25 protein-coding genes are annotated in these 25,466 nt (G+C 72.3%); 11 read left to right on the top strand and 14 right to left on the bottom strand.

Annotation, left to right across the window (positions count from 1 at the left end):
- Positions 1–210 precede the first annotated feature (210 nt).
- Positions 211–2,439, top strand: a complete 2,229-nt coding sequence (locus tag ACWCPW_RS02715) for a HelD family protein (RefSeq protein ID WP_449759766.1) — start codon at positions 211–213, stop codon at positions 2,437–2,439.
- An 88-nt stretch (positions 2,440–2,527) separates the two neighbouring features.
- On the opposite strand, the gene ACWCPW_RS02710 is transcribed toward ACWCPW_RS02715, so the two are convergent.
- The 3 genes from ACWCPW_RS02710 to ACWCPW_RS02700 form a co-directional block, all read right to left on the bottom strand.
- Entirely contained in the window at positions 2,528–3,463 is a 936-nt protein-coding gene (locus ACWCPW_RS02710) for an alpha/beta fold hydrolase (protein WP_449759765.1), read from the bottom strand.
- A gap of 30 nt (positions 3,464–3,493) precedes the next feature.
- Positions 3,494–4,417 carry an SDR family NAD(P)-dependent oxidoreductase gene (locus ACWCPW_RS02705; RefSeq protein WP_449759764.1) on the bottom strand — a complete coding sequence of 308 codons (924 nt, stop codon included), beginning with the start codon at positions 4,415–4,417 and terminating at the stop codon, positions 3,494–3,496.
- A 144-nt stretch (positions 4,418–4,561) separates the two neighbouring features.
- Positions 4,562–6,046, bottom strand: coding sequence for a flavin-containing monooxygenase (locus ACWCPW_RS02700; RefSeq protein ID WP_449759763.1), 1,485 nt, complete (start codon positions 6,044–6,046; stop codon positions 4,562–4,564).
- Between the two features lie 273 nt (positions 6,047–6,319).
- Between ACWCPW_RS02700 and ACWCPW_RS02695 the strand changes: the two genes are divergently transcribed.
- Both ACWCPW_RS02695 and ACWCPW_RS02690 read left to right on the top strand, forming a co-directional pair.
- Positions 6,320–6,643 carry a ubiquitin carboxyl-terminal hydrolase 14 gene (locus ACWCPW_RS02695; RefSeq protein ID WP_449759762.1) on the top strand — a complete coding sequence of 108 codons (324 nt, stop codon included), beginning with the start codon at positions 6,320–6,322 and terminating at the stop codon, positions 6,641–6,643.
- Positions 6,644–6,725: 82 nt separating this feature from the next.
- Positions 6,726–7,715: a sigma-70 family RNA polymerase sigma factor gene (locus ACWCPW_RS02690; RefSeq protein ID WP_449759761.1), complete on the top strand. Its 990-nt coding sequence runs from the start codon at positions 6,726–6,728 to the stop codon at positions 7,713–7,715.
- Here ACWCPW_RS02690 and ACWCPW_RS02685 read toward each other — a convergent pair.
- Complete coding sequence (locus ACWCPW_RS02685; RefSeq protein WP_449759760.1) at positions 7,626–8,039, bottom strand: STAS domain-containing protein; 414 nt, start codon at positions 8,037–8,039, stop codon at positions 7,626–7,628. The two genes, ACWCPW_RS02690 and ACWCPW_RS02685, sit on opposite strands and share 90 nt — an antisense overlap.
- Positions 8,040–8,227: 188 nt before the next feature.
- On the opposite strand from ACWCPW_RS02685, the gene ACWCPW_RS02680 reads away from it, so the two are divergent.
- On the top strand, positions 8,228–9,043 hold the full coding sequence (locus ACWCPW_RS02680; protein WP_449759759.1) for an SAM-dependent methyltransferase: 816 nt from the start codon (positions 8,228–8,230) through the stop codon (positions 9,041–9,043).
- A gap of 108 nt (positions 9,044–9,151) precedes the next feature.
- Here ACWCPW_RS02680 and ACWCPW_RS02675 read toward each other — a convergent pair whose 3' ends face one another.
- On the bottom strand, positions 9,152–9,658 hold the full coding sequence (locus ACWCPW_RS02675; protein ID WP_449759758.1) for a hypothetical protein: 507 nt from the start codon (positions 9,656–9,658) through the stop codon (positions 9,152–9,154).
- Between the two features lie 361 nt (positions 9,659–10,019).
- Here ACWCPW_RS02675 and ACWCPW_RS02670 point away from each other — a divergent pair, with 361 nt between their 5' ends.
- Entirely contained in the window at positions 10,020–10,373 is a 354-nt protein-coding gene (locus ACWCPW_RS02670; RefSeq protein WP_449759757.1) for a hypothetical protein, read from the top strand.
- 11 nt (positions 10,374–10,384) lie between these two features.
- Here the strand turns inward: ACWCPW_RS02670 and ACWCPW_RS02665 are convergent, their stop codons facing one another.
- Positions 10,385–11,191, bottom strand: coding sequence for an enoyl-CoA hydratase/isomerase family protein (locus tag ACWCPW_RS02665; RefSeq protein ID WP_449759756.1), 807 nt, complete (start codon positions 11,189–11,191; stop codon positions 10,385–10,387).
- A gap of 88 nt (positions 11,192–11,279) precedes the next feature.
- Here ACWCPW_RS02665 and ACWCPW_RS02660 point away from each other — a divergent pair, with 88 nt between their 5' ends.
- Positions 11,280–11,744, top strand: a complete 465-nt coding sequence (locus tag ACWCPW_RS02660) for a DUF4442 domain-containing protein (protein ID WP_449759755.1) — start codon at positions 11,280–11,282, stop codon at positions 11,742–11,744.
- A gap of 113 nt (positions 11,745–11,857) precedes the next feature.
- On the top strand, positions 11,858–14,140 hold the full coding sequence (locus ACWCPW_RS02655) for a hypothetical protein (RefSeq protein ID WP_449759754.1): 2,283 nt from the start codon (positions 11,858–11,860) through the stop codon (positions 14,138–14,140).
- A 28-nt stretch (positions 14,141–14,168) separates the two neighbouring features.
- On the opposite strand, the gene ACWCPW_RS02650 is transcribed toward ACWCPW_RS02655, so the two are convergent.
- From ACWCPW_RS02650 to ACWCPW_RS02640, 3 genes are all read right to left on the bottom strand, one after another.
- Positions 14,169–14,633: a hypothetical protein gene (locus tag ACWCPW_RS02650; RefSeq protein ID WP_449759753.1), complete on the bottom strand. Its 465-nt coding sequence runs from the start codon at positions 14,631–14,633 to the stop codon at positions 14,169–14,171.
- 111 nt (positions 14,634–14,744) lie between these two features.
- On the bottom strand, positions 14,745–15,335 hold the full coding sequence (locus ACWCPW_RS02645; RefSeq protein WP_449759752.1) for a DUF3558 family protein: 591 nt from the start codon (positions 15,333–15,335) through the stop codon (positions 14,745–14,747).
- Positions 15,332–16,060: a DUF3558 family protein gene (locus ACWCPW_RS02640; RefSeq protein WP_449759751.1), complete on the bottom strand. Its 729-nt coding sequence runs from the start codon at positions 16,058–16,060 to the stop codon at positions 15,332–15,334. The genes ACWCPW_RS02645 and ACWCPW_RS02640 overlap by 4 nt, the downstream gene beginning before the upstream one ends.
- Before the next feature lie 126 nt (positions 16,061–16,186).
- On the opposite strand from ACWCPW_RS02640, the gene ACWCPW_RS02635 reads away from it, so the two are divergent.
- Positions 16,187–16,933 carry a nucleotidyltransferase family protein gene (locus ACWCPW_RS02635; protein ID WP_449759750.1) on the top strand — a complete coding sequence of 249 codons (747 nt, stop codon included), beginning with the start codon at positions 16,187–16,189 and terminating at the stop codon, positions 16,931–16,933.
- A 226-nt stretch (positions 16,934–17,159) separates the two neighbouring features.
- On the opposite strand, the gene ACWCPW_RS02630 is transcribed toward ACWCPW_RS02635, so the two are convergent.
- Positions 17,160–17,594, bottom strand: a complete 435-nt coding sequence (locus tag ACWCPW_RS02630; protein WP_449759749.1) for a MarR family winged helix-turn-helix transcriptional regulator — start codon at positions 17,592–17,594, stop codon at positions 17,160–17,162.
- A gap of 177 nt (positions 17,595–17,771) precedes the next feature.
- Here ACWCPW_RS02630 and ACWCPW_RS02625 point away from each other — a divergent pair, with 177 nt between their 5' ends.
- Entirely contained in the window at positions 17,772–18,350 is a 579-nt protein-coding gene (locus ACWCPW_RS02625; RefSeq protein WP_449759748.1) for a YceI family protein, read from the top strand.
- A gap of 173 nt (positions 18,351–18,523) precedes the next feature.
- On the opposite strand, the gene ACWCPW_RS02620 is transcribed toward ACWCPW_RS02625, so the two are convergent.
- Positions 18,524–19,723 carry a DegT/DnrJ/EryC1/StrS family aminotransferase gene (locus ACWCPW_RS02620; protein ID WP_449759747.1) on the bottom strand — a complete coding sequence of 400 codons (1,200 nt, stop codon included), beginning with the start codon at positions 19,721–19,723 and terminating at the stop codon, positions 18,524–18,526.
- Between the two features lie 115 nt (positions 19,724–19,838).
- On the opposite strand from ACWCPW_RS02620, the gene ACWCPW_RS02615 reads away from it, so the two are divergent.
- Together ACWCPW_RS02615 and ACWCPW_RS02610 are read left to right on the top strand one after the other, a co-directional pair.
- Positions 19,839–20,774: an aldo/keto reductase gene (locus tag ACWCPW_RS02615; protein WP_449759746.1), complete on the top strand. Its 936-nt coding sequence runs from the start codon at positions 19,839–19,841 to the stop codon at positions 20,772–20,774.
- Entirely contained in the window at positions 20,771–21,547 is a 777-nt protein-coding gene (locus tag ACWCPW_RS02610; RefSeq protein WP_449759745.1) for a FadR/GntR family transcriptional regulator, read from the top strand. The genes ACWCPW_RS02615 and ACWCPW_RS02610 overlap by 4 nt, the downstream gene beginning before the upstream one ends.
- Positions 21,548–21,991: 444 nt before the next feature.
- Here the strand turns inward: ACWCPW_RS02610 and ACWCPW_RS02605 are convergent, their stop codons facing one another.
- From ACWCPW_RS02605 to ACWCPW_RS02595, 3 genes are read right to left on the bottom strand one after another with little or no spacing between them, the layout of a single operon-like run.
- Complete coding sequence (locus ACWCPW_RS02605; protein ID WP_395868427.1) at positions 21,992–22,738, bottom strand: succinate dehydrogenase/fumarate reductase iron-sulfur subunit; 747 nt, start codon at positions 22,736–22,738, stop codon at positions 21,992–21,994.
- Entirely contained in the window at positions 22,735–24,747 is a 2,013-nt protein-coding gene (locus tag ACWCPW_RS02600; protein ID WP_449759744.1) for a fumarate reductase/succinate dehydrogenase flavoprotein subunit, read from the bottom strand. The genes ACWCPW_RS02605 and ACWCPW_RS02600 overlap by 4 nt, the downstream gene beginning before the upstream one ends.
- Before the next feature lie 5 nt (positions 24,748–24,752).
- Positions 24,753–25,466 carry a succinate dehydrogenase cytochrome b subunit gene (locus ACWCPW_RS02595; RefSeq protein WP_449759743.1) on the bottom strand — a complete coding sequence of 238 codons (714 nt, stop codon included), beginning with the start codon at positions 25,464–25,466 and terminating at the stop codon, positions 24,753–24,755.

Here is a 25,466-nt window from a genome sequence, read left to right as displayed (position 1 = left end):
GGCCCGCCGGGAGGGCACCCACCGGGCCCGGGCGTCGCGAAGACCGGCGCGGGTCCCGAATACTGTGTCCCTCGGGGGAGCACCCCCGACCCCAGCCGCAACCCCCGTGGGCGGATCGGCCCGCGGGGACGGCACCGGCGACGCCATACGATCGTCGGCGCCTCGTCCACCGTGGGCGCAGACCTGTGTCACATCACAAGGAGCATCACTATGCCCGCGCCGGCAGGCGACCCCCAGGCCAAGGAACGCGAGCTCGCCGCGGAACAGGGCCATGTCGATCGCTCCTACACGCGCCTGGAACACATGCGCGACGAAGCCCAGGCGCTGCTCCAACAGGGCTACCGGCAGGCGCAGGTCGGCACGCGCGCGGCACTCGTCGAGCGGGACGTCATGGTCTACCGCGCCGAACTGTGGGCCCGCTCACTCGACGCCGCCGACGACGGACTCGTCTTCGGCCGCCTCGACCAGCTCGACGGCGAGATCCGGCACATCGGCCGGATCGGCATCCGCGACGAGGACAGCGAGGTGCTCGTCGTCGACTGGCGGGCGCCCGCCGCGGAGGCGTTCTACCGCGCCACCCCCGACGACCCGCGCGGCGTGGTCCGCCGCCGGGTGCTGCACTGCCGAGGCCGTTCGGTGGTCGACATCGAGGACGACCTGCTCGACCCGGACGCCGCCGACGACATGGTGATCGTCGGTGACGGCGCGTTCCTGGCCGCGCTCTCGCGCACCCGGGACGGCTCGATGCACGACATCGTGGCCACCATCCAGCGCGAGCAGGACGAGGCCATCCGGGCGCCCATCGACGGCTCGGTGATCGTGCGCGGCGGCCCGGGCACCGGCAAGACCGCCGTCGCGCTGCACCGCGTCGCGTACCTGATGTTCCAGTACCGCCGCCGCTTCGGCGCGCGCGGCGTGCTCGTGGTCGGCCCCAACCCGCGCTTCACCGCCTACATCGAACGGGTGCTGCCCTCGCTCGGCGAGGGCGGCGCGGTGCTGCGCTCGCTGGGCGACATGGTCGACGGCGTCGAGGCGGCCTACCACGACGACGCGGCGGCGGCGAAGCTCAAGGGCGCCGCGGCGATGACGCACCTGCTCCGCCGCGCGGTCGCCGACGTGCCGGCCGGCGCGCCGACCGAGTTCGCGATCTCGCACCGCGGCACCCGGATCGTGCTCGACCACAAGGCGCTGCGCCGGATCCGCCGCGAGGTGCTGGCCAAGACCCGCAACGGTCCCAACACCGCCCGGCTCCAGGTGGCCCGCCAACTGCTCACCGAGCTGTGGGGCCGACTGCTCTCGCGCGGCGCCGGCCGCGGCGAGAAGGACGCGTTCCACGAGGACGTGGCCGCGCGCGACGAGTTCGCCGCGTTCCTGCGCGCGTGGTGGCCGCTGCAGCGCCCGGTGGACGTACTCGCCGGACTCGCCGACCCGGAGCGGCTGCGCCGCTACGAGCGCGATCTGACGCCCGCGCAGGTGTCCGTGCTGGCGAACTCGTGGGCGCGCACCGCGCGCACCGGCGAGGTCTCCTTCCACGACGTGGCGCTGATGGACGAGCTGACCGGCCTGCTCGGCCCGCTGCCGCGCAAGCGCACGGTCGCCTACGGCAACCCGGACGAGGACAACCCGTACGTGGTGGACGGCCGGGACATCTTCAGCGGCGAGACGGTGGGCCGCGACGTCCCGGACGAGATCACCGAGGTGACCACCTACGCCGACCGGATGGCCGGCGGGCGCGGCGCGCGCAGGCCGCGCGACGAGGACGAGGACGAGCCGGTCGAGTACGCGCACATCGTCATCGACGAGGCGCAGGATCTGACCCCGATGCAGTGGCGGATGCTCGGCCGGCGCGGCATGCACGCGACCTGGACCATCGTCGAGGATCCCGCGCAGAGCGCCTGGGAGGACCCGGGCGCGTCCGCGACGGCGATGGCCGAGGCGCTGCGCGAGCGGCGTCGGTACGAGTTCGAGTTGACCACCAACTACCGCAACCCGGTGGAGGTGGCCGACGTGGCCGCGCGCGTGCTGGTGCGGGCGGTGCCCGGGGCCCGGCCGGCCCGGGCGGTACGCAGCGGTGGCGAGCCGCCCAGGGTGCACGCCACGGCGGGCGAGCGGACCGGGCCGGTGGTGCGCAAGCTGGTGCGCGAGCTGCTGGAGACGGTCGAGGGCACCATCGGCGTGGTCACCCCGGTCGGGGCGGTCGAGGAGCTCGCGGCCGAGCTGGAGGGCCTGGACCCGCGCGTGCAGCCGATGGACGCGCTGGACGCCAAGGGCCTGGAGTTCGACGTCGCGGTGATCGTCGACCCGCGCGGGATCGTCGAGCAGTCGCCCAACGGCATGCGCACGCTCTACGTCGCGCTGACCCGGGCCACCCGGCTGCTGGCCGTGGTCACGGCGGACCCGGACTGGACCGCGGAGTTGCTCGGGATCGAACCGAGCTGAGCGTGCCGGGGAACCGGTGGAGGTCCGGCCCGAGCCGGACCCCCACCGGCCCGCGGACGTCGGCCGGCCCGCGGCCCGTGGGGGAGGGTCAGCGGGCGATGCCCGCGCACAGGTCGCGCAGCGGTTCGGACACGCTCTCCGGGCGCTCGGTGAAGACCATGTGCCCGCAGTCGTGTTCCACCCGCAGGGTGGCCTCGGGGAGTTCGGCCGCGAGCGTCCGGCTGTGCGCGAGCGGGGTGAGCCGGTCGTGGGCGCCCACCACGATGTGCACCGGCACCCGCGCGAGCGCGGTCAGCGCGCCGGCCTTGTCGTGCGCGACCAGCGCCGGGAAGAACCCGCACACCGTGGCCATCGGCGTCGCGAACAGCATCCGCGCGCAGTCGCGCACCACCGTCGGGTCGACCGTCGGGCCGAACAGGCCGCGCCGCACGATCCGCAGGTGACTCGGCCGGCCCGGGCCCGGCAGCAGGGTGCGCCCCCGGGTGACCAGCCGTGGGTGCCGCAGTCCGAACGCGAAGAACCGGATCTGCGCGGCCGACCTGAACCGCACCGCGGCGGGCACGCCGCGCCCGGTGGGCACCAGGCCGCCCGCCGAGGTGCCGACCAGGACCACGCCGGCCACCCGCGACCCGAACAACTCGGGCCGGGCCGCCGCCAGCGCCATGATCGTCATGCCGCCCATCGAGTGCCCGCACAGCACCACCGGGCCGCTCGGCGCGACCGCGTCGAGCACGTCGGCGAGATCGTCGCCGAGCAGGTCGATCGTCCACGGCGCCGCCCGCCCCGGCGTGGATCGTCCGTGACCGCGGTGGTCGTAGGTGACCGCCCGCACCCCGGCCGACACCAGCGCCCCGACCTGGGCGCGCCAGACGTCGCCGTGCAGGGTCCAACCGTGTGCGAAGACGACCGTGACCGCCGCGTCCGGCGGCCCGGCCACGTTCACCCGCAGTTCCGCGCCGTCGCCGGTGCGTACCGTGAGGTCGTGTCCCACGAGTTCCGTGGTGCCCCTGGTGTCCGCCGTCATGCTCGCCTCCCGCTCGCGTCTCCGTCTTTTCTACCCACCGGTAACGGGGTCCGAATACCCGTCCGGCGACAAAGCCGGGACCGGGTCGGGAACGCGTGCCCGCACCGCGCGCGGGGCGGGCACCAGGGTGGTGGGACCCGTGCGCTTGGACACCACGCGCACCAGCGGTTCGAACACGGACCCCAGCAGGCGGGAGCCGACGTCGATCGCGGTCGCGTCCGCGCCCACGTACACCCGGGCCCGCCCCCGCCGCACACCGCGCAGGATGATCCGCGCGGCACGCTGGGCCGAGGTGCGCGACGCCGAGTCGTGCAGTGCCGCGACCTTGTCCCTGTCGTGCGCGCCCGAGGTCCGCGAGTTGCGCACGATGTTCGTCTTTATCCCGCCGGGATGCACGGTGGTCACCGCGACCCCGGAACCGGAGAGCCGCATCTCCTGGCGGACCGACTCGGTGAACCCGCGGACCGCGTACTTGGCCGCGCAGTACGCGCTCTGCGAGGGGACGCCGAAGAGCCCGAAGACCGAGGAGATGTTGACCAGATGCCCCTCGCGCGAGCGACGCAGGTGCGGCAGGAAGGCCTTGGTGCCGTACGCGACGCCCCAGAAGTTGACGCCTATCAGCCATTCGAAGTCGTCCCAGGCCATCTCCTCGACGTCCGCGGTCAGCGACACGCCGGCGTTGTTGACCACCAGGTCCACCCCGCCGAAGCGCTCGGCGGTCGCGTCCGCCCAGGCCGAGACGGCCGCGCGGTCGGCGACGTCGAGGACCTCGGTGTGGATCTCCCGCGCGCCCAGCCGCGCCGCCCGCTCCCGGGTTTCGGCGAGCCCCGCCGCGTCGACGTCGGCCAGCGCGAGCCGTGCGCCGTGCGCCGCCAACTCGTACGCGAGAGCCCGTCCGATGCCCGATCCCGCGCCGGTGACCACGCACACCCGACCTGTGAATTCCCGGATCACACGCACTCCCCTGTCCGTACCGCTCGAACCACCGGAACGTTCGCATCGCCCGAACCACCGGCCCGGCAGACCCCGCCTGTCGGGGCCGCCCCGCATCTCATCAGATTCCGGAGCCCGGATAAGTCTTACAATCCGATAACTGGCCTACGCGATCCGGTCCCACCGTCGGGCCCGATGACCCGCCGGCGAGAACCGTCGGTTGATTCGCCGGAACCGGGTCAGCGACCCCGGCCACAGCGCGGTCACCCGGCCGTTGCGCCCGTCCATGTACCAGCTCGTGCAGCCGCCCGTGCTCCACACCGTGCGGCCCATGCGCTCGTCGAGCCACGCGTTGTAGGCGTCCTGCGCCCGGGGGAGCACCTCGACGTCGGCGATGCCCTGGTCGTGCATGCGTCGGATCGCGTCCACCGCGTAGCGCACCTGCGCCTCGATCACCACGATCATCGACGAGTGCCCCAGCCCGGTGCCCGGCCCGATCACCAGGAACAGATTGGGGAAGCCGGCCACCATGGCGCCCTGATGGGCCGCCATCCCGTCGCGCCACACCTCGGCGAGCGTGCGCCCGTCGCGCCCGGTCAGCACGCGCGCGATCGGCGGCCGGGTGGCCTCGAACCCGGTGCCCAGGACGATCGTGTCGGCCTTGTGCTCGGTCCCGTCGGCGGTGAGCAGCCCGCCGGGGCGCACCTCGGTGATCGGGGCGGTCACCAGCTCGACATTGGGTCGGGTCAGCGCCGGATAGTAGTCGTTCGACAACAACACCCGCTTGCATCCGAGCCGGTAGTCCGGGGTCAGCCGGGCGCGCAGCTCCGGATCCGGGACCTGCCGGCGCAGGTGTGCCAGCGCCTGCCTCGTGGCCAGCGCGGTGACCGGGTCGAGCGGTCCCAGGAAGGCGCCGAGGGTGGCCTCGCGCTGCCAGTACAGGCCCTGGCGGACCACCCGTTGCGCGGCCGGCAACCGCCGGTACAGGGACCGCTGCCAGTTCGGCAGCGGTCGGTCGTTGCGTGGCATGATCCACGGCGGGGTGCGCTGGTAGAGGTCCAGCCGGTGCACGAGCGGCTGGATCCGCGGGACGAACTGGATCGCGGAGGCGCCGGTGCCCACCACCGCGACGTGCTCGCCGCTCAGATCGTGCTCGTGGTCCCAGCGGGCGGAGTGGAACACCCGCCCGCCGAAGTCCGCCAGGCCGGGCAGCGCGGGCATCGCCGGCTCGGTGAGCGGACCGGCTCCGGCGATCACCACGTCGGCGCTGTACGCGCCGCCGGAGGTGGTCAGCCGCCAGCGCGCCCGGTCGTGGTCCCACCGCGCGGCGGTCACCTCGTGGCCGAACCGCAGATGCGGCACCAGCCCGAACTCGCGCGCACAGCGGCGCAGATACGCCTGGATCTCGTCGCCCGGCGAGAACGCGTGCGACCAGGTCGGGTTCGGCGCGAACGAGAAGCAGTACAGATTGGACGGCACGTCGCAGGCCGCGCCGGGATAGGTGTTGTCCCGCCAGGTGCCGCCGACGTCGTGCGCGCGCTCGAGGATGACGAAGTCCTCGATGCCGGCGTGTCGGCGCAGGCGATGGCCGGCGGCCAGGCCGGAGAAGCCCGCCCCGATCACGGCCACTCGAACGTGGGTGGTGTGCACTGCGGCCTCCGGTGCCGGATGGGGACGCTGTAACTGGAGGCTACTGACAAGTAGCCTCGACGTGGAAGACCGGCGCGCCCCTTCCGCGTGTGCCGTCCTCGCCGGCGCCGCTCCCGCCGCCGAGGCGCCGCCCCGGCGTGAACCCCGTCGTGTACCCCGCCGCGATCGCGGCCTCGTCGGGGCGCGCGTGCGGGCCCGCGTGGTAGGGAAGGGGAGATCGATCGGGCTCGCGCAAGAGGCGACGCCCGCAGTGCTGCGACGAGGAGTACGACGATGGCCGGGATTCGCTACCAGGTGGTCCAGGACGGCGACGGGCGACCCACGGACGGGCCCTGTGCGCACCTGGACACGCTGCCGGAGACGGTGGTGCCGGGGTCGACGAAGGGGTGTGAGGACTGTCTGCGCAACGGCACCCAGTGGGTGCACCTGCGGGAGTGTCTGACCTGCGGGCACATCGGCTGTTGCGACAGCTCGCCGAACCGGCACGCGACCGCGCACTGGCACGCCGCCGACCATCCGCTGGTGCGCTCGTTCGAGCCCGGCGAGGAGTGGGCGTGGTGCTACGCGGACGAGCTCGTCGCGGTTCCGGTGGACTGAGACGCCGAGAACGTGCCCGTGTCGGTGCGGCTGCCTAGACTCCGGTACGTGTCGACACAGCCGGAAGCGGTGGGAGTACCCGATGAGTGATCTCGAGGCAACGGACGGCGCCGACGTCGTGGAGGTGCACTTCGAGCCGTTTCGGGTGGAGCTCACCGGCTACTGCTACCGGATGCTGGGTTCCGTCTTCGAGGCGGAGGACGCCGTCCAGGACACCATGGTGCGGGCCTGGAAGAGCTTCGACCGGTTCGAGGGCCGCTCGTCGATCCGCTCGTGGTTGTACCGGATCGCCACCAACGTGTGCCTGGACAGCCTCAACGGGCGCGAGCGCCGGGCCCGGCCGATGGACCTGTCCTCGCCGGTGCCCGCCTCCTCGGCGCTGACGCCGGCGCGGCCCGAGGCCACCTGGATCGAGCCGATCCCGGACGGCCGGGTCGTGCCGAGCGTGGCCGACCCGGCCGAGCTGGCGGTCGCGCGCGAGAGCGTACGGCTGGCCTTCGTGGCCGCGCTCCAGCACCTGCCGCCGCGCCAGCGCGCCGTGTTGATCCTGCGCGAGGTGCTGGCCTGGAAGGCGAGCGAGGTGGCCGAACTGCTGGGCAGTTCGGTCGCGTCGGTCAACAGCGCGCTCCAGCGCGCCCGGGCCGCGCTCGCGGAGAACGAGGTCACCGCGACCGACCCGGTGCGGCCGATGGACGAGGAGCAGCAGTCGCTGCTCGCCCGCTACGTGGACGCGTTCGAGCGCTACGACCTGGACTCGCTCACCGCCCTGCTGCGCGAGGACGCGACCCTGTCGATGCCGCCGTACGCGCTGTGGCTGCGCGGGCACGCGGACATCCGTGCGTGGTTCCTGGGCACCGGCATCGGTTGCCGCGGTTCGCGGCTGGTGCCGATCGTGGCGAACGGTACGCCGGGCTTCGGCCAGTACCGTCCCAGCGGTCCCGGCGGCAGCTTCGAGCCGTGGGCGCTGCAGGTGATCGAGATGTCACAGGGGCAGATCATCGGCCTCAACTCGTTCCTCGACGTCCCGCACCTGTTCCCGCTGTTCGGCCTCCCGCCGACACTCGACGCCTAGAAGGCGCCCGCTGCCCGGACCGGTCGGGACGATCTCGTCCAGGCCGGTCAGGGTCAGCAGGTCGCGCAGCTCACCGCTCGTGCCGTGCAGGCGGATCCGCCGGCCGACGCCGCGCGCGGTGAGCTGGAGCCGGGCCAGCGCCTCGATCGCGGCCAGGTCCGGGCGGGTGAGCGCGCTCACGTCGCACGGGAAGGGGTCGGCCCGGTCCTCGTGCAGGAGCGCGAGCAGCCGTGCGCACAGGCCCGGGACGTCCGCGCGGGTGAGCGGCGCGGACACGGCCAGTACGACCGGGGGCGGGGTGGGTGTTTCGGGCGGATCGACCATCGACGACCTCCTGTGACGACGCTGTACCCGGTTATGACCGTTCCGGCGGGCAAAACTCATCACCCGCGTTCGCCCAGGGGTCGTCGAGGGTTTCCCGGTGGGGGCGCGAACCGTGGCAAGTCCCTTGTGGAACGGGCCGTTTGGCGTGTCGTAGGCTGACGCGGTACCGACTTCGAGGGGATGACACGTTGTCCGAGCAGGACTGGGCGCCGACCGGGATCGACGTCAGCCGTCCCCACCCCGCCCGTGTGTACGACTACCACATCGGCGGCAAGACCAACTACCCGGTCGATCGCGAGTTGGCGGAACGGTTCATCGCGGTCGCCCCGCAGACCTCGATCACCGCGCTGGACAACCGGGCCTTCCTCGCTCGCGCGGTGCGGTGGGCGGCGGAGCAGGGCATCGACCAGTTCCTCGACATCGGGACCGGGATCCCGGCGCCCGGCAACACCCACGAGGTCGCGCAGGAGGTCGACGCGTCGGCCCGGGTGGCCTACGTGGACAACGACCCGATCGTGCTCGCGCACGCCCGCGCGCTGATGCCCGCCACCGATCGGGGGCGGACCACCTTCACCATGGGCGACGTCCGCGAGCCGGAGAAGATCCTGGCTGCCCCCGAGGTGGGCGAGGTGATCGACTTCGACCGCCCGGTGGCGCTGCTGTTGGTGGCGATCCTGCACTACGTCCCGGACGCCGAGGACCCGGCGGGCATCGTGAACCGGCTGCTGGCTGCGGTGCCTTCGGGCAGTGTGCTGATCGCGTCGCACACCACGTCGGACTTCCTGCCGCCGATCGCGGCGGAGCGGGTGCTGGAGATCAACGACGACGCCGAGTTCATGCTGCCCCGCCCGCACGCCGAGATCGCGTCCTTCCTGACCGGAGTGGAACTGGTCGAACCCGGCCTGGTCCAGGCGCCGTTGTGGCACCCGGCGCAGGACGCCGACCTGTCGCCGGAGCGGCTGGCGCAGTCCTGGATCTACACCGCGGTCGGCCGGAAGGTCTGAGCGACATCCGCACGCGGCCGAGTCCGCGGGCACGACGCGAGCCGGCGCCCGACCACCGATGCGGTGGCCGGGCGCCGGGCTCGACGAATTCCGCACCGGAGCGGTGCGCTACGGAAGCGCGCTTTCGACGGCGGCGACCAACGCGCGCATCAGCGGCGTGTCGTCGATCCACGCGACCGCGTCGCCGCGCCGGCGCGGCTCGGCGTCGGCCCGGATCGCCGACGCGTTGCGCTGGAGCCAGGCGGCCGCGTTCGCGCAGTGGTAGGGATGCATGTCGGCGATCTCCAGCACGTCGCCGCCCGCGGTGGTCCAGGTCAGTTCCTCGTGCAACAACCGCGCCCAGGCGCCCTTGCGGTGCGCGCCGCGCGCGATCAGCGCCTGCCGGCCGGCTCGGGTGATGCCCATGTTCCGCCCGCGCAGCGGCACTTCGGCGCCGAGTCGGACCAGTCGCCGGCGCTGGAGGGTGGCCAGCGTGCGCAGCGAGATGCCGGGCGCGCCGTCCCGCACGCCGTCCGGGTGGGTGCGCACGGTCTTGGTGTCGATCCGGGTCAGGGCCCGGCGCACGGTCGCGGGTTTCACGGGGGTCAGCCGGATCATGGTGTTGACAGTGGACATCGAGGGATCCTCCTCTGCGTCGAGCCGCGGCCGACCGACCGCGGTGGCGCTCAACCCATGCGTCAAGCATCCCATCCGGCACTGACACCGCGACCCGTGCGACCTGCGGGTTTGCCGATCAAGTCACTTTGTGGGTACGGGAGTTGACGGTGGGTCGGATGGTTCACCGGTGCCGGGCGGGGGAGTTCGCCGCGCGGTGACCGCAGGGTGCGCCGGCCCCGAGCGGAAAACCATCGGGTCGCCGGTGTCCCAGCGTGTCCGCGTCCGCACTGTGGGCGCCCGGGCAAACGATTGGTCACTCGTTTGTGTAGGGGTTGTGCGGTTTGCCCTGCCGGGCGCGGTCGTGTTCGAGACTGAGGCCATGAGGCGCATCTGGGGCGAGGACGGCGGGTCGGGGCTCGGGCCCGAGGACGCGCTCCTGAAGGACGCCCGGCTGAGTGTGCGGGCGCGCGGCCTCGCGGTGTATCTGCTGTTGTTGCCGGACGGCGCCCGGCCGGAGCCGCGGGCGCTGGGGTCGCGGCCGGGGGAGAGTCCGGAGTCGATCGCGGGCTATCTCGACGAGTTGGCGGCGGCGGGCTACCTGACGCGGGTCCAGGGGCGCGACGCGCACGGGAACCCGATCGAGGAGGCCCGGTTGGCGGCGAATCCGGGCGAGCACGCGGCCGAGGCCGGGCGGTTGTTCCGTTGGCCCCGTCCGGGGTCGATCGGCGGGTGAGCGCGGGGTGTTCACATGTCCCGCCAGGTGGGGCTTCGGCGTTCGCGGAAGGCGGCGGCGGCCTCGGTCATGTTGCCGGTGAAGGTGCCCAGCACCTGGGTGCGGTTCTCCAGTTCGATCTGTTGGCGCAGCGAGGTCGCGCCGATCCCGGACCACAGGCCCTTCTTGGTCATCCATACGCCGTATTCGCTGTTGGTCGCGATCGAGCGAGCCAGCTCCAGGGCGGCGGGCAGGTGTTCGCCGGCGGGTACGCGGGCGTTGAGCAGGCCCCAGGAGTGTGCCTCGGCGGCGTCGAAGTGGCGTCCGGTGAGCATCAGTTCGGCCGCCCGGGTGGGGCCGACCAGGCGCGGGAGCAGGTAGCTGGTGCCCACGTCGGCGGAGGACAGGCCGACCTTGATGAACACCGAGCCGAAGCGCGCGCTCTCGTCCGCGACGCGCAGGTCGCAGGCCAGCGCGAGGGCCAGGCCGCCGCCGACGGCCGCGCCGTGCACGGCGGCGATCACCGGCTTCTCGCATTCGTGGACGGCCAGGATCAGTTCGGACAGGTGCTCCTGCGAGCGGTAGACGTGTCCGACCGGGCCGCGGCCCTCGGCGTCCGGCGCGTGGTCGGGGTCGCCGGAGAGGTCGGCGCCGGAGCAGAAGCCGCGTCCCTCGCCGGTCAGCACGATCGCCCGCGTGCCGCGCTCGCGGTGCAGCGCGGCGAAGGCGGCCTTGAGGTCGCCCACCATGGTCGCGGAGAGCGCGTTGAGCCGGTCCGGCCGGTCCAGGCGGACGATCGCGACGTGGGGTTCGGGGTGCTCGATGCGCACGTATTTCATGTGACTCAGTCAAACAGATTCGCCGGGTGAAGGAAATGCCCGCGAGGCGCCGCCCCGGGAGAAGTTACCTGCCGGTAGCATCGCGACCATGACTGAATCGACGACCGACTTCGACGCCGTCGCCGAGGGCCTGCGCGCCTCGGTGCCCTTCGTGCGCACACTCGGCCTGGAGTTCGTGGAACTGGCCGCCGACCGCGCCGTGCTGCGGCTGCCGGACGAGCCCGCGCACCACAACCACATCGGCGGCCCGCACGCGGGCGCGATGTTCACGCTGGCCGAGTCCGCCTCCGGGGCGATCGTGATCGCCGCGTTCGGGGACCAGCTCGCCCGCGCGACGCCGCTCGCGGTGGACGCCGCGATCCGCTACCGCAAGGTTGCGCTCGGCCCGGTGCTGGCCGAGGCCCGATTGACCCGTCCGGCCGCCGAGGTGGTCGCCGAACTCGACGCCGGCAAGCGCCCGGAGTTCGTGGTCGAGATCACCATCCGTGACGAAGCGGGCACCACGACGGCGGAGATGACCGTCACCTGGACACTGCGCCCCAACCGCGCGTGATCGGCGCACACTGGCGCGGGTGACCGGCACACGTTTCCGGTCCCGGCTCTCGGGCAGGCAAGGGCCCGTGCCGGTCGGGAAGGTCCCGATCATGTTTTTGCTTCGGGTTGGTGATGATTTCCTATCCTGCTGGGGCGACCAGGCAGATCGTGGTCGGCAAGGTCTCCCGCCGGCTCAAGGTCCGCGCCGCGTGGCGGCGGTGGCGCCGCGTGGCGCGGGCCCTGCTGACCGCGCTGGTGGCGCTGTCGATCACCGTGGTCACCGGGCTCGCTGTCGCGCGGGCCACGGTGCTCTCCGCCGACTGGTACGACGGCGTGCTGGAGCGCGAGCACGCCTACGACCGGCTCTACGACGAGGTCCTGGTCGACCCCCGGATGGCGGGGGTCACCAACGACCTGCTGGGCCGGCTGCCGATACCGCCCAACCAGGTCACCGCCAACCTGCGCCTGGTGCTGCCGCCGTCCACACTGCGCGGGATGGTGCGCGAGCAGATCGGGCACACCGTCGGCTACCTGCGCGGCGACGAGCGCGAACTGCGGCTGACCGTCGACCTCAAACCGGTGATCAACAACCTCGGCAAGGTCGCCGACGTCTTCGTCGGCGACCTCACCGGCAACGTGCCGCGGGTGACCGAGGACAACGCGCCGGCGCTGGTGGACGGCGTGTCCAAGGCCCTGGACGCGCTCGCCCAGGGCCGCCCGCCCGAGTCGCTGCCGGCGCTGAACCTGGACCCGGCCGCGGCCCCGGAGGTGGCCGACCTGATCCTGGCCCGCCTGCCGGCGGAGTCCCGCGAGCCGATCCGCGGCCAGGTGGTCGCCTCGCTGCGCGCCGACGACCTCGGCGGGGTGCTGGTGGCGATCGTCCCGGTGATCTTCGGCGAGAAGGTCCGCCAGGCCCAGCTCGGGCTGACCGGGCTCTCCCACGGCGGCACCTGGGACCTGACGCTGGACCTGCGGGCGAGCCAGGCCAACGAGAGCACCAAGCTGAAACTGGGCCAGCTCGAACAACTGCGCGCGATGACGGTGTTCGGCCTGGGCCGGCTGCTCGCGGTGGCGAGCGTCACCGCGCTGCTGGGCCTGGTGGTGCTGTGGCGCACCGGGTCCGCGCGCGGGGCGGCCCGGCTGCGGCTGCCCGCGCTGGCCCTGGCGGGCGGCGGGCTGCTCGCGGGCGTGGGCTGCCTGGTCGCGTGGGGACTGCTGCCGCACGTGGTCTCGGAGAACCGGGACGGCTGGGCGCCCTCGGTGGTGCGGCTCGCCGGCGACCTCCAGGAGGCCGCGGCGCGCGACGTGGTCGGGGTGTGGCTGGCCGCGTCCGCGGTGCCCCTGGTGTTCGGCGGGGCCACCTTCGGCGCGATCGTGCTGTGGGACAAGCACAAGCACCGGCGGGCCGCGCCGGTGCGGCACACCACCCGTCAGGTGCTCACCTCCGGCGCCGCGGTGATCGCCGCCGGGGCGATCGCGCTGACCATCTTCGTGCCGGTGCCCACCTCCGGCTCCGGCTCCGACGCCAAGCGCTGCAACGGGATGACCGAGCTGTGCAACCGGCGCTACGACCAGGTCGCCTACCTGGCCACCCACAACTCGATGTCCTCGACCGCGGCCCGCTTCCTCAGCCCGCTCCAGGACTCGGACATCGTCACCCAACTGGACGCGGGCGTGCGCGGCCTGCTGGTGGACTCGTACACGTGGGAGGCCCCGGAGGAGGTGGCCGGCCGGCTCGCCGAGTCGGACCTTGATCCCGAGTCGCGCAAGATCGTCGCCGGCGTGGTCAACGACGTCGCGCCGGCCCGGCCCGGGCTGTGGTTGTGCCACTCGGTGTGCCGGGGCGGCGCGTTGCCGATGGTGGAGACGCTGCGCGCGGTGGGCCAGTGGATGGATCGCAACCCGCACGAGGTGGTCACCCTGATCGTGCAGGACGCGATCACCGCGCAGCAGACCGAGTGGGCGTTTCGCGAGGCCGGCCTGGAGCGACTGCTGTACACGCCGGCCGCCGACCCGGACGAGCCGTGGCCCACGCTGGGCACGATGATCGAGCGCAACCGCCGGCTGGTGGTCTTCGCCGAGCGCGCCGACGGGCCCGTCCCGTGGTACCGCAACTTCTACAAGTACGGGATGGAGACGCCGTACGCGTACACGAGTCCGGCCGAGATGACCTGCGCGCCCTATCGCGGCGACGTGGGCAAGCGGCTGTTCCTGCTGAACAACTTCATCACCTCCGCCGGCGGCAGCCGGATCGACGCCGGCGTGGTCAACTCGCGGCCGTTCCTGCTGGATCGGGCCCGCCGCTGCGAACGCGAACGCGGTGCGCAGGTCAACTTCGTCGCGGTCGACTTCGCCACCATCGGCGACGCGAAGGGTGCCGTGGACGTGTTGAACATCACCCGGAAAACACACTGACGGGCCGTCAATTTATCGACAGCGAGGGTCAATAGGACAGTCCGTGGCCGGTTTCGAAGAGCGGCTCCGCGTCCGCGGGCAGGTCGCTGACGAGCCGGCCGGCGGGCGCGTAGCGGCCGAACACGACGTCCAGCACACCCTCGTCGTCGGCGCCCCTGGTGCCCAGCAACGCGGCGCAATAGCCGACCAGATCGGCCACCGCGGCGGGCCGGTACAGGTCGATCACCGCGACCGTGGGCACCGACGCGGCGATGTCCACGATCCGGTCGAGTTCGGCGTCGCCGTGGTCCTCGGGCAGGCGCAGCAGGGCCACGTCGGCGTCGGCGAGGTCGTTCACCACGGTCGCGTACCGGGCCGCGACGCCGGTGTCGACGTGTTCGGTGTACACGCGCAGCGCGTCCCGCAGGGGTAGGGCCGGTCCGCCGCTCGTGCTGATGCGCGAGCTGATGCGGTTCGTGAGCAGCACGACGGCGTGCGGGTCCCGATCCGTCATGGGTGAGCCCTCCTCCTGGCCGCGGCAGGCGCCGCCCTGACCCCGGACCCTACGCGTCGGGGACGACGTCGCGGGCACCAGGTGGCCGGCGTATACCCCCGACCGCCGTGCTCAGCCCGGCGCGTCCAGGGCCGCGGCCGCGGTGCGGGCCAGCGCGATCAGCCGCTCGCGGTCGACGGCCGGGATGACGATGTCCACGGAGGTGACCAGGTCGCCGCGCGCCCGGGCGAAGGCGAGGCCGTCGCCGCGCGCGGGATCGCGGTAGATCACCGCGGCGTCCGAGACGCCGGGCAGCGTCTCGCGCGGGCCCGGGCCGGTGGCGGTCGAGCGGGCGGTGTCCAGCGGGCCGCCGACCATCGCCTGGGGCAACTGCCCGACGACGACGGTCAGTACCCGCCGGTCGCCGGCGTCGAGGTACTCGCACGAGCGCCCGGCCTCCGCGGACCGGGTGTGCACGGGGCCGGTCGCGAGCACCTCCTCGACCCGGGTGGTCGAGAGCAGTTCGCAACCGTCGGTGGGTGGTGCGTCGGCGGCGGGCGGGGAGGGGGTGGGCCGAGGCGGCGCGCCCGCCTTGTCGCCGGCCGCCGCGGTGGACACCGCCACGTGCCGCGGCGGTGTGTCCGGATCGTTGCAGCCGCCGAGCAGGCACGCCAGACCCACCACCCCCACCAGGGTGGTGGCGGGCCCGACGCGCCCGGTCACAGCCGGCCGATCATCGTCCGGGCGATATTGGCGAGAAGGTCGGGCGAGACGTCCTTGTCGCTGCGGTCGATGTAGACGTCGGCGTCCAGGTAGGTGTCCCCGACGAGCTTCGTCCACACCACCCCGTTGGAGGTCGAGTCGCGGTAGGTGAAGGCCGCGTCGCCGACCCCCGGCAGGGCGGTCGGGTTGTCCCCCGCGTCGATGGTTCCCTTGGCGGCCTGTTCGGCGGTGCTGTACTTGGGGTCGCTGGTGGACATCATCACCGTCATCATCGACAGGCCCCGGGCGTTCCGGTAGTCGCAGAACGAGCTGCTCGAACTCTTGAGCTTCTCGTCCACCTCCGCCTTGACCACCGGCAGGCCGAGCAGCGCGGCCACGTCGGCCGCGGTGAAGAAGCGGCAGGGGTCGTTGACGTAGGCCGCGGTCGATCCGGTCGCGGGCGCCGAGGTGCCGGTCGAGGAGGTGCTCGGCGAGGCGGTGGCCGACGCCGACGCCGACGTTCCGCCGGTGGGCGGCGCGGTGGTGCGGCGCGCCGGCGGGGTGGTGGTAGCCGAGCCGGTCGGTCGGCCGGTGGGCTCGCTGCTCGGCTTGTCCTTGCCGCTCTCCAAGGCGCGAACGGTGTCCAGCGGCGACCTGTCGTTGTTGCCGCAACCGGCGACCGTGGTGCCGACGGTCAACGCGACGAGTACCGCCGCCACGCCCGTGCGGACATTCGTGGTGCGCACTTTGTTGTTCCCCCCGGTGTTCGAAGTGCAGTCGTCCATGAGATGAACCTAGGGCCCAGCGCGTTCCCGAACGAGTGGTACCTCCCTTGGAAGTCGAGGGGGATTCGAGGGCGCGATAATGCGCCCATGACTTCCGCACCACATTCGACCACCCACACGGGGGCTCGCGCGGTCACGCAGGCCGTGATCCTCGCCGGCGGGCAGGGTTCACGGCTGCGCCCCTACACCGACGATCGACCCAAGCCGATGGTGGAGATCCCCGGCACCGGCACCCCGATCATCGGACACCAACTGCGCTGGCTGGCCGCGGAGGGCGTGCGCGACGTCGTGGTCTCCTGCGGGCACCTCGCCGAGGTGCTCCAGGACTGGCTCGAGAGCGCCGATCTCCCGGTGCGCGTGGAGACCGTGGTGGAGACCGAACCGCTGGGCCGGGGCGGCGGGTTGAAGTTCGCCGCCGCCGCGCTGCCGCGCCCGGACGAGCCCTGGTACGCCACCAACGGCGACATCTGGACCCGGTTCTCGCTCACCGAGATGGCCGCCTTCCACCACGAGCGCACCGCGCTGGCCACACTCGCGCTGGCCCGACCCCGGATTCCCTGGGGGGTGGTGGAGACCGACAAGTACGGCCATGTCCTGGACTTCATCGAGGCGCCGCCCTCGCCGTATCTGATCAACGCCGGCGTATACGTGTTCGCGCCCGAATTCACCGCGCTGCTGCCGGACGTCGGCGACCACGAGCGCACCACCTTCCCCGGGCTCGCCCGGGCTCAGCGGCTGGCCGGCTTCCCGATTCCGCAGGGCGCCTACTGGCGGGCGATCGACACCGCCAAGGACCTGTCCGAGGCGGCCCGGGAGCTGCGCGCGGACGGCTGAGCGAGGTCTCGCCCCGGCGGCGAGGCGGCACACTGTCCCCGGTCGCCGAACAGGTCGAAAAACGGATCCGCCCCCAGCCGCCGAGCGGCTGGGGGCGGATCGTTCTCCCGGGTCTTGCCGGCTTCCTGCGTCGATGGGCGAGTCGTTCGGGGTCTTGCGCGCGCTTCCCGTGACCCCCGCGGCCACGGGTTCGAGCGGACGGGCTACTCGGTGTCGGTGGCCGCGGTCAGGACGAGATGCCCGCGCGGGCACCGGGGTTGGCGGTGTCGCGCACCACCCGCAGACCGTCCAGCAGCCCGGCGAGCTGACCCTCGGTCAGCGGGTCGATCAGCCAGCTCTGGAGCAGGTCGACGTGGCCGGGCAGGACGCCGCCTATCCGGTCCGCGCCGTCGCGGGTGAGCACCGCGAACAGCGCGCGCCGGTCGGTGGGGCAGTTCTCCCGGGCGACCAGCCCTTCCTTCTCCAGGCGGTCCACCACGCGGGTCACCCCGGAGGTGGACAGCGACGTCTGCGCCGCGAGATCGCTCATCCGCAGGCGCTGCTCGGCCGAGCGGGACAACCGGACCAGCACGTTGAAGTCCACCGTGGACAGGCCGTGCTCGGCCAACTGCGGGCTGAGCCGATCCATCAGGCCGGTGTAGACCTCCACGAGCAGTCCCATGGCGGTGATGCGTGGATCGTCGAAGGGAGTGGTAGTCGATGGGGCGGGGGATGCGGCTCTCGGGGGAGTGTGCATGTCCCTATCATAGCAAGTAGTTGACACGCGGAATATCTTTGTACAAGATGTTGCTGAGGTCGATATCCGCAAGGCAACGATATCTCTCCCGAGGAGTGCGACATGACCGCCACCACCCCCCGCCGCGACTGGGAAGGGCTCACGATCCCGACGGCCGGCACGTACGCGCTCGATGTGGCCCACACCCGCGTCGGGTTCACGGCGCGGCACTTGATGGTGAGCAAGGTGCGTGGGCAGTTCACCGACTTCACCGGTGCGATCACCGTCGCCGAGGAGCCGATGGACTCCACCGTCGAGGCGGCGATCTCCACCGCGAGCATGACCACCGGTCAGCCGGACCGCGACGCCCACCTGGCCAGTGCGGACTTCATGGAGGTCGAGAAGTATCCGCGGATGACCTTCCGTACGCTGCGCCTGAGCGGCCGCAGCGGCAACGAGTTCACCCTGGTCGGCGAGCTGACCATCAAGGGCATCGCCCGCGAGGTCGAGCTCGCGGTCGAGCTGGAGGGCCTCGCGACCAGCCCGTGGGGGCAGGAGGTGCTCGCGTTCACCGCGACCACCGAGATCAACCGCGAGGACTACGGGATGACCTGGAACCAGGCGCTGGAGAGCGGCGGCGTGCTGGTCTCGAAGAAGGTCCGGATCGAGATCGAGGGCGAGGCCGTCCGCCAGGACGGCTGACCGGCGCCGACGGCCGGTGGGCGAGGACGGGCGAAAGGGGCCCGGCGCGACGCGCCGGGCCCCTTCGGTACGCGGTCCCTCGGTGGGCGGCCCCTTCGCGGTGCGCGCTGCTCCGGCGCGCGGCCTCTCGGGGGTGTGACGGGCGCGGGCGCGGGGGCGGTCGGTCGCCGTGGTCAGCGCGTCGCCAGGAAGGCGTCCACCTGCTCGTGGATGTAGGCCACGTCCTCGGCGTCCATGCGGTGGTTCATCGGCACGATCAGCGCGTGCTCCATCACCCGGTCGGCGTTGGGGTAGCCGCCCGGGTCGGCGCGGTGCGCGATGTCCTTGAAGCCGGGCTGGCGCAGGATGTTGCCCGACCACACGGTCCGGGTGGACACCCCGCGCTCCTCCAGCCACGCCTGCATCTCGCCGCGATGGAACGGCAGCCCCTCGTTCAACAGGATGGGGAAGTTGAGCCACCCCGTCTCCAGGCCCTCGGTCTGGCGCGGCGCGGTGAACTCCGGACGCGCGTCGAAGTACGCGTGATGCGCCGCGAAGTGCTCCCGGCGGGTGGCCAGGAACCGGGGCAGCTTGGCGAGTTGGGCCACCCCGAAGGCGGCGCCCAGCTCCGAGGGCTCGAAGTTCCAGCCGATCTCGTCGAAGATGAACAGGTTGTCGTACAGCACGCCGTCGATCTCTTCGAAGAAGTCGCGGTTGCCCCGCTTGGAGCCGAAGAGCTGCACCTCGCTGCGTCGGCCCCAGCGCCGCAACATCAGACCGCGGTCGCGCAGGTCCTCGTCGTCGGTGAGCACCATGCCGCCGTTGCCCGCGCAGGTGATGATGTGCGACATCGCGAAGCTGGTCACCGAGATGTCCGCGCGGGTGCCCGTCGGCGTCCCGCGCAGGGTCGCGCCGAGCGCGTCGCAGGAGTCCTCGATCACCTTGAGGCCGTGCCGGTCCGCGATCGCCCGGATCACGTCCCAGTCCGGCGCGTTGCCCGCGAGGTTGGGGGTCAGGATCGCCCTGGTGCGCGGGCCGATCAGGGCCTCGATCCGGGTCGGGTCGATCTGGTAGGTGTCCGGTTCGACGTCGGCGAGCACGGGCACCAGACCGGCCTTGACCATCGGTGCGATGTCCGTGGAGAAGGTCAGCGTGGAGGTGATGATCTCGTCCCCGGGGGACAGGCGCAGCAGTTCGATCGCGAGATACAGCGCGGAGGAGCCCGAGTTGCACATCAGGCCGTTGCGCTTGCCGAACAGTTCGGCGACGCGCGTCTCCAGTTCCGCGACGTTGCGCCCGATGCCCATCGCCGAGGGCGGCCCGTTCAGGACCGCCAGCATCGCGTCGATCTCGCTCTGGTCGTGCACGCTGCCGGCGTACGGGATCTTGCGCATGAGTGCCTACCCTCGTGGTGATGTCGCGATCGCAGCACGGCTGACGAGGTGTCAGCTGACGATATGTCATAGCTATCATGGCTATGATGGGTGAACAAGACGACGGGAGCTGAGCGTGCGCTACACCACCGTGGGCAAGTCGGGTCTGAAGGTCTCCGCGATCGGCCTCGGCTGCAACAACTTCGGGATGCGGATCGACCAGGACGGCGCCGACAAGGTGGTCGGCGCCGCGCTCGACGCCGGGGTGACCCTGTTCGACACCGCCGACATGTACGGCGGCGGGAAATCCGAGGTGCTGCTCGGCAAGGCACTCGGGAGCCGCCGCGAGGACGTGGTCGTGGCGACCAAGTTCGGCGCGAAGGTGGCGGAGGGTCCGTACGGCCGCGGCTCCTCGCGCCGGCACATCGTGCGGAGCTGCGAGAACAGCCTCCGGCGCCTGGGCACCGACCACATCGATCTGTACTACCAGCACTACGCCGACCCGGACACCCCGATCGAGGAGACGCTGAGCGCGCTCGACGACCTGGTCCGGGCGGGCAAGGTGCGCTACGCGGGCACCTCCAACCTCGCCGCGTGGCAACTCGCCGACGCCGCGCACCTCGCGGGCGCCACGCGGTTCGTGGCCGCGCAGATCCAGTGGAGCCTGCTGGAGCGCACCGTCGAGCGGGACATGGTGCCCGCGGCCCGGCACTTCGGCGTCGGCGTCATCCCGTACTTCCCGCTCGCGTCCGGCCTGCTCACCGGCAAATACCGGCACGGCGAGGAGTTCCCGCAGGACAGCCGGTTCGCGGCCATCCCGCGCTTCGCGCAGGGTGTGGCCACCGACGACAACTTCGCGATCGTCGAGCGGCTCACCGCCTACGCCCGGAGCCAGGGCCTGACCCTGCTCGCGCTCGCGCTGTCCTGGTTGGCCGCGCAACCCGAGGTGGCGTCGGTGCTGGTCGGCGCGACACGCCCCGAGCAGGTCGCGGCCAACGCGGCCGCGATCGTGGACCTCACCGCGACCCAGGTCGCCGAGGTCGCCGAACTCGCCGCGGCGGTACCGGCGTGAACCCGGCGGCGCAGCCGGTCCGTTCCGGCACCGAGCGATCCCTGCGCAACGCCGGCATCGCGGACGAGCTCGCCCGTCGGCTGCGCCGCCGGATCCTGGACGGTCCGCTGCGGGACGGCGACATGCTGCCCAAACAGGACGACCTGATCGCCGAGTTCGGTGTCGGCCGCACCACGCTGCGCCAGGCGTTCCGGATCCTGGAGACCGAGGGCCTGATCACGGTCAAGCGCGGCAACACCGGCGGCGCGGTGGTGCACGTCCCGCAACCGGCTGACGCGGCACACATGTTCGGCATGGTCATGCACGCGCGCCAGGTCCGCCTGGACGACCTCGCGCAGGCGCTGCGCCGGCTGGAGCCGGTCTGCGCGGCGTTGTGCGCGGCGCGCCCGGACCGGGCCACCGAGGTGCTGCCGTGGTTGCGCGAGGTGCACGCGCGGATGGAGCGCGCGGTCGAGGACGGACCGGCCTACATCCGCGCCGGCCGCGACTTCCACGAGGCCCTGGTGCTGCTGTGCGGCAACGAGACGATGAAGATCCTGCTCGGCGCGGTCGAGGTGTTGTGGGCGCAACAGGAACGCGAATGGGCCCAGGAGGCCTTGGCCGACACGGGCGAACGCGTCCGCCGCGCCGGCCTGCGCGACCACGAGCGCCTGATCGCCCTGATCGAGGCCGGCGACGAATCCGAGGTCTACCGCGAATCGGTACGCCACCTCGAAGCCGCCCAGGACTACCCCCTGCGCGACCGAGCAGCCGCCCCCATCACCTCCCCTTGACCCGACCTCGAACGCCGCCCGGCGCTCGAGGCGGAAAGCCCCAGCCCACCCCGGCAGCCGGCCCCATTCCAGCCTGCCCGGTATTCGAGGCCACGAGCCCCGCAGCCTGCCCGGCGTTCGACGCCAAGCGCCGCAACTTGTCCGGGCAGGCAGCCCATTCCAACCAGGCCGGCGTTCGAGGCCAAGAGCCCCAGCCTGCCCGGGCAGCCGGCCCCGAATTCAGCCTGGCCGGCGTTCGAGGTGAAGAGCCGCAGCTTGTCCGGGCAGGCAGCCCAATTCCAGCCTGCCCGGGCAACCAACCCCCGAATTCAGCCCGGCCCGCGTTCGAGGCCAAGAGCCGCAGCCCGTTCGGGCAGCCGGCCCAATTCCAGCCCGGCCGGCGTTTGAGGCCAACCGGCCGCAGGCCGGCCAGGTGCAGCGCCATGCGGCGACGAGCACCGCACGTCAGCGCCCCCGCCACGCGGCAGAAAGCACGTCCCCGTTGAACCGCCCGATGACCCCCAGCGGAATGCCCTTCGGGCACACCGCGGTGCACTCGCCGGTGTTGGTGCACCCACCGAAGTCCGCGTCGTCGTGAGCGTGGATCATCGCCTCGACGCGCGTGTCCTGCTCCACCGCGCCCTGCGGCAGCAGGCCCAGGTGGGTGGCCTTCGCGGCGGTGAACAACATCGCCGACCCGTTCGGGCACGCCGCCACGCACGCGCCGCAGCCGATGCAGGTCGCGGCCTCGAACGCGGCGTCCGCGTCGGCCTTGGGAATCGGCGTCGCGTGCGCCTCGGGGGCCGAGCCGGTGGGCGCGGTGACGTACCCGCCGGCCTCGATGATCCGGTCCAGACCGGAGCGGTCCACCACCAGGTCCTTGACCACCGGGAAGGCCGCGGCGCGCCACGGCTCGACGTCGATGGTCTGCCCGTCGCGAAAGTGCCGCAGGTGGAGCTGGCAGGTCGTGGTCGCCTTCTGCGGCCCGTGCGGCACCCCGTCGATGACCAGGCTGCACGCGCCGCAGATGCCCTCGCGGCAGTCGTGGTCGAAGGCGACGGGCTCGTCGCCGCGCTCGGTGAGCCGCTCGTTGAGCACGTCCAGCAGTTCCAGGAACGACATGTCGGCCGACGCGTCCGGCACGTCGTAGGCGACCATGCCGCCCCGATCCGCCGGGCCCTTCTGCCGCCAGATGCGCAGGGTGAGCTTCATGCGTAATTCCTCGTGGCCAGGGTGACGTTGTCGAAGGTGAGCCGTTCGCGGTGCAGTACGGGCGGCCCGTCCGTGTACTCCCACGCGGCGACGTAGGCGAACGCCTCGTCGTCCCGGGCGGCCTCCCCGCCGGCGCTTTGGTGCTCGGCCCGGAAGTGGCCGCCGCAGGACTCCTCGCGGTGCAGCGCGTCCAGGCACATCAGTTCGGCGAGTTCGAGGAAGTCGGCGACCCGACCGGCCTTCTCCAGCGACTGGTTCAGCCCCGCGCCGGTGCCCGGTACGCGCAGCCGCGACCAGAACTGCTCGCGCAACCGCGGGATCCGCGCCAGCGCCTCGCGCAGCCCGGCCGCGTCGCGCTCCATGCCGCACTTCTCCCACATCAGCAGACCCAGCTCGCGGTGGAAGTGGTCGGCGGACAGGTCGCCGTCGATCGCGAGCAGGCGCTTGACCCGGTCCTGGACGCCCTGTTCGGTGGCCACCACCTCCGGATCGTCCGCGTCCACCGGTCCGAACGGCCCCGCCGCGAGGTAGTGGGTGAGCGTGGTCGGCAGCACGAAGTAGCCGTCGGCCAGGCCCTGCATGAGCGCCGAGGCGCCCAGTCGGTTCGCGCCGTGGTCGGAGAAGTTCGCCTCGCCGATCACGAACAGGCCCGGGATGGTGGACTGGAGGTCGTAGTCGACCCACAGCCCGCCCATCGTGTAGTGCACCGCCGGGTAGATCCGCATCGGCACGGCGTACGGGTCCTCGCCGGTGATCCGCTCGTACATCGAGAAGAGGTTGCCGTACTTCTCCTCGACGGCCGGCGCGCCCAGCCGCTCGATCGCGTCCGCGAAGTCGAGGTAGACGCCGAGCCCGCCCGGTCCCACGCCGCGTCCCTCGTCGCAGACCCGCTTGGCCGCGCGCGAGGCGATGTCGCGCGGGACCAGGTTGCCGAAGGCCGGGTACATCCGCTCCAGGAAGTAGTCCCGCTCCGCCGCCGGGATGTCGCCGGGCGCGCGGGTGTCCCCGCCGGCGGTGGGCACCCACACCCGGCCGTCGTTGCGCAGCGACTCGCTCATCAGGGTGAGCTTCGATTGGTGCTCGCCGGAGACCGGGATGCAGGTCGGGTGGATCTGGGTGAAGCACGGGTTGGCGAACAGCGCGCCGCGCCGGTGCGCGCGCCAGACCGCGCTCGCGTTGCAGCCCATCGCGTTCGTGGACAGGAAGTAGGCGTTGCCGTAGCCGCCGGTGGCCAGTACGACCGCCTCGGCCAGGTGGGTGGTGACCTCGCCGGTGACCAGGTCGCGCACCACCACGCCGCGGGCCCGGCCGTCCACCACCACCAGGTCGAGCATCTCGGTGCGCGCGTGCACGGTGACGTTGCCGGCCGCGACCTGGCGCGACATCGCCTGGTAGGCGCCGAGCAGGAGCTGCTGGCCGGTCTGGCCCCGCGCGTAGAACGTACGGGAGACCTGCGCGCCGCCGAACGAACGGGTGTCGAGCAGGCCCCCGTAGTCGCGGGCGAACGGCACGCCCTGTGCGACGCACTGGTCGATGATCTGGGTGCTCACCTCGGCCAGTCGGTGCACGTTGGACTCGCGGGCGCGGAAGTCGCCGCCCTTGATGGTGTCCTTGAACAGCCGGGCCACGCTGTCCCCGTCGCCGCGGTAGTTCTTGGCGGCGTTGATGCCGCCCTGCGCGGCGATGCTGTGCGCGCGGCGCGGCGAGTCCTGGTAGCAGAACGAGGTGACGGGGTGGCCGAGTTCGGCCAGCGTGGCGGCGGCGGAGGCGCCCGCGAGACCGGTGCCGACGACGATGACCGGGAGCCGGCGCCGGTTGGCCGGGTTGATCAACCGGGCGGCCAGTCGGCGCTGTTCCCAGCGCCCGGCCAGATCGCCGTCCGGGGCCGCGTGGTCGGCGATCTCGGCGCCGACGGTGTAGTGCGCGTACTCGGTGTGCCCGGCGTGTCCGGTGTCCTCGCCGGAGGCGATGTGTCCGGCGTCCCGGGTCGGCTCGGTGTGTCGGTTCATCACCTTCACCCCACGATTCCGACGGTCACGGCGAACGGCACGGACAGGAATCCGACCGTCATGAACACGGCGTATCCGGTCGCGATCCGGCCCATCAGCCGCTCGGTGCCGGGGCGTTGCCGGCCGAGCGAGCGGGTCATGCTCCACACGCCGTGGCGCAGGTGGAAGCCGACCGCGACGACCGCCACCGTGTAGATCGCGGTGATGTACCAGTGCTCGAAGTCGGCGGTGACGTTCGTGTACGGCTTGCCCGAGGCGCCGACCGGATTGGCCACCCCGACGGTGAGGTCGAGCAGGTGGTAGACCACGAACAGGGCGATGATCACACCGCCCCAGCGCATCGTGCGCGCGGCGTACGAACCCTGGACCGGGGGGCGGTGCACGTACTTGACCGGCCGCGCCCGGCGCGCGCGCCGGGTGAGCAGGATCGCCATCGCCATGTGCACGAGCACGGCCGCGGTCAGGCCCACCCGGATGATCCACAGGGCGCCCTCGTGCGGGACCAGCGGCTCGCCGATGGTGCGCAGCCAGTGCGCGTAGTGGTCGAAGCTCGACTCGCCGAAGAAGATCTTCAGATTGCCCAACATGTGGACGGTCAGATAGGCAAGGAGCACGGCACCGCTGAGCGCCATCGCGACTTTCATCATGACGGTCGAACGGTGCGACGCTCCCTGCCTGCGCTGCCCGGCGGAACCGGGTGCGCGGGTCAGGGTCGCCAT

Source organism: Embleya sp. NPDC001921, assembly GCF_053594475.1.
Note: the sequence above shows the minus strand (reverse complement) of the source record. Positions and strands in the feature narration are given on the sequence as shown.

What these genes read in the sequence shown, in the direction of transcription:
- ACWCPW_RS02675 (WP_449759758.1), bottom strand. Translation starts at nt 9,658, where the DNA reads ATGTCCACTGTCAACACCATGATCCGGCTGACCCCCGTGAAACCCGCG.
- ACWCPW_RS02660 (WP_449759755.1), top strand. Translation starts at nt 11,280, where the DNA reads ATGACTGAATCGACGACCGACTTCGACGCCGTCGCCGAGGGCCTGCGC.
- ACWCPW_RS02630 (WP_449759749.1), bottom strand. Translation starts at nt 17,594, where the DNA reads ATGGGACTGCTCGTGGAGGTCTACACCGGCCTGATGGATCGGCTCAGC.
- ACWCPW_RS02690 (WP_449759761.1), top strand. Translation starts at nt 6,726, where the DNA reads ATGAGTGATCTCGAGGCAACGGACGGCGCCGACGTCGTGGAGGTGCAC.
- ACWCPW_RS02655 (WP_449759754.1), top strand. Translation starts at nt 11,858, where the DNA reads ATGATTTCCTATCCTGCTGGGGCGACCAGGCAGATCGTGGTCGGCAAG.
- ACWCPW_RS02620 (WP_449759747.1), bottom strand. Translation starts at nt 19,723, where the DNA reads ATGCGCAAGATCCCGTACGCCGGCAGCGTGCACGACCAGAGCGAGATC.
- ACWCPW_RS02605 (WP_395868427.1), bottom strand. Translation starts at nt 22,738, where the DNA reads ATGAAGCTCACCCTGCGCATCTGGCGGCAGAAGGGCCCGGCGGATCGG.
- ACWCPW_RS02715 (WP_449759766.1), top strand. Translation starts at nt 211, where the DNA reads ATGCCCGCGCCGGCAGGCGACCCCCAGGCCAAGGAACGCGAGCTCGCC.
- ACWCPW_RS02665 (WP_449759756.1), bottom strand. Translation starts at nt 11,191, where the DNA reads ATGAAATACGTGCGCATCGAGCACCCCGAACCCCACGTCGCGATCGTC.
- ACWCPW_RS02710 (WP_449759765.1), bottom strand. Translation starts at nt 3,463, where the DNA reads ATGACGGCGGACACCAGGGGCACCACGGAACTCGTGGGACACGACCTC.
- ACWCPW_RS02685 (WP_449759760.1), bottom strand. Translation starts at nt 8,039, where the DNA reads ATGGTCGATCCGCCCGAAACACCCACCCCGCCCCCGGTCGTACTGGCC.
- ACWCPW_RS02650 (WP_449759753.1), bottom strand. Translation starts at nt 14,633, where the DNA reads ATGACGGATCGGGACCCGCACGCCGTCGTGCTGCTCACGAACCGCATC.
- ACWCPW_RS02600 (WP_449759744.1), bottom strand. Translation starts at nt 24,747, where the DNA reads ATGAACCGACACACCGAGCCGACCCGGGACGCCGGACACATCGCCTCC.
- ACWCPW_RS02670 (WP_449759757.1), top strand. Translation starts at nt 10,020, where the DNA reads ATGAGGCGCATCTGGGGCGAGGACGGCGGGTCGGGGCTCGGGCCCGAG.
- ACWCPW_RS02595 (WP_449759743.1), bottom strand. Translation starts at nt 25,466, where the DNA reads ATGGCGACCCTGACCCGCGCACCCGGTTCCGCCGGGCAGCGCAGGCAG.
- ACWCPW_RS02625 (WP_449759748.1), top strand. Translation starts at nt 17,772, where the DNA reads ATGACCGCCACCACCCCCCGCCGCGACTGGGAAGGGCTCACGATCCCG.
- ACWCPW_RS02635 (WP_449759750.1), top strand. Translation starts at nt 16,187, where the DNA reads ATGACTTCCGCACCACATTCGACCACCCACACGGGGGCTCGCGCGGTC.
- ACWCPW_RS02695 (WP_449759762.1), top strand. Translation starts at nt 6,320, where the DNA reads ATGGCCGGGATTCGCTACCAGGTGGTCCAGGACGGCGACGGGCGACCC.